The organism is Methanocrinis sp. (assembly GCF_049974945.1).
GTDB lineage: Archaea > Halobacteriota > Methanosarcinia > Methanotrichales > Methanotrichaceae > Methanocrinis.
Window position 1 is genome coordinate 1 of sequence record NZ_JBNGCU010000165.1, and the last position, 1,665, is coordinate 1,665.

Genomic DNA, 1,665 nt, shown 5'->3' on the forward strand with positions numbered 1-1,665 from the left:
ACCTTCGAGAGCATCCAGCGTGGCGTCGACCTCTACAACTCTGGAGTGGAGAACGCTCCGGGGGTGGTGAAGACCCTTCTTGGAGACGAGAGGATCCAGGTGGAGATCATCAGGGCAGACGGAACGAACCTGATGGCGGGCCTGGAGACGGAGAATGCCGTGATCGTGAACGCGACCGAGGGGGAGATCGAGGACCCGACGATGGTGGTGGAGGCAGAGGAGGAGGCGGTTATGGGAGTATACCAGGCGGACGATCCGGTGGCGGCCTTCGAAGAGGCCGAAAAGAAGGGCGAGATCTCCGTCCGGGGCACCACCTTCACGGCGAGGCTTAAGGTGGCCGCGGCCCTGGCCAGCACTCCGGCCCTTAGGTTCTTTGCAGGCCTCATCGGAGAGTGAGCCTCACTTGCGGAGATCTATATTCTCCGCCACTATTTTGTGGGCGCAGAAGTCCCCACACATGGTGCAGACCTTGCTGTCGACCGGCGCCCTCTCGGCCCTTATCTTGGCAGCCCTTTCCGGATCGAGGGCGAGGTCGAACTGCTCGCGCCAGAGCATGTCGCGCCGGGCCTGGCCCATGGCCAGGTCCTGGTCGCGGGCGCCGTTCTTGATCATGTCGCCTACGTGGGCTGCTACCCTCGCGGCCATGACCCCCTCTCTCACGTCCTCGACGTTGGGAAGGGCGAGGTGCTCTGCGGGGGTTACGTAGCAGATGAAGTCAGCCCCGTAGGCGCTGGAGAGGCTTGCTCCGATCGCCGCCACCATATGATCGTATCCGGGAGCGATGTCGGTCACCAGAGGCCCCAGCATGTAGAAGGGCTTCTCGCCCGAGAGGCGCTTCATAACCAGCACGTTCGCCTCGATCTCGTCTATGGGTATGTGCCCCGGCCCCTCGACGATCGTCTGGACCCCAAACTCGTGGGCCTGGTCCGCCAGCTCGCTGTTGATGATCAGCTCCTGGATCTGGGCGCGGTCGGTGGCGTCGTGGACGGCCCCGGCCCGAAAGCCGTTCCCCGTGCTGAGGGTGACCTCGTGCTCCTTCAGCATCTCCAGGAGGTAGTCGAACTCGCTGTAGAGGGGGTTCTCCTTATCGTTGTGGAGCATCCAGGCAACCATGAAGGCCCCACCCCGGCTGCAGAGGCCGCCGTATCGCCCCCCCTGCCGCTTGATCCTCTCGACGCAGATCCTGTTGATCCCGGTGTGGATGGCCATGAAGTTCGTCCCTGCCTTCGCCTGCTCCTCTGTGATCCGGAAGAGGTCGTCCTCGGTCATATCGACGCCAGAGCCGTGCTTTCTTATCGCCTCGATGAAGGCCTGGTAGAGGGGGACGGACCCGACGGATAGGCCCGTGTTCTCGATGACCCTCTTTCTGATCTCGAAGAAGTCGCCCCCGGTGGAGAGCTCCATCAGGGTGTCGGCACCCGCCTCCTCGGCGGCCCTGGTCTTCTTTATCTCCATCTCCAGGTCCACGATGTCGCTGCTGGTGCCGACGGTGGCGTTGACCTTCGTCCGAAGACCCTTTCCTATCCCACAGAACCGGACGTCTCGATAGGGAGAGACGGGGATCACTATCGTCCCATTGGCGATCCCCCTTCTGATGAAGTCGGGAGTTTTGCCCTCCTCCTTTGCCACCATCTCCATCTCAGCAGTTATCCGGCCGGATTTTGC

2 protein-coding genes are annotated in these 1,665 nt (G+C 62.5%); one reads left to right on the forward strand and one right to left on the reverse strand.

Going from position 1 to position 1,665, the window contains the following annotated elements; all coding sequences use genetic code 11:
- On the forward strand, positions 1 to 396 hold a 396-nt coding region (locus tag ACP5EL_RS10165), incomplete at its 5' end, for a hypothetical protein (protein WP_428402397.1).
- Between the two features lie 3 nt (positions 397 to 399).
- Here the strand turns inward: ACP5EL_RS10165 and thiC are convergent.
- Positions 400 to 1,665: phosphomethylpyrimidine synthase ThiC (thiC, locus tag ACP5EL_RS10170; RefSeq protein ID WP_428402398.1), on the reverse strand; the 1,266-nt coding region annotated here is incomplete at its 5' end.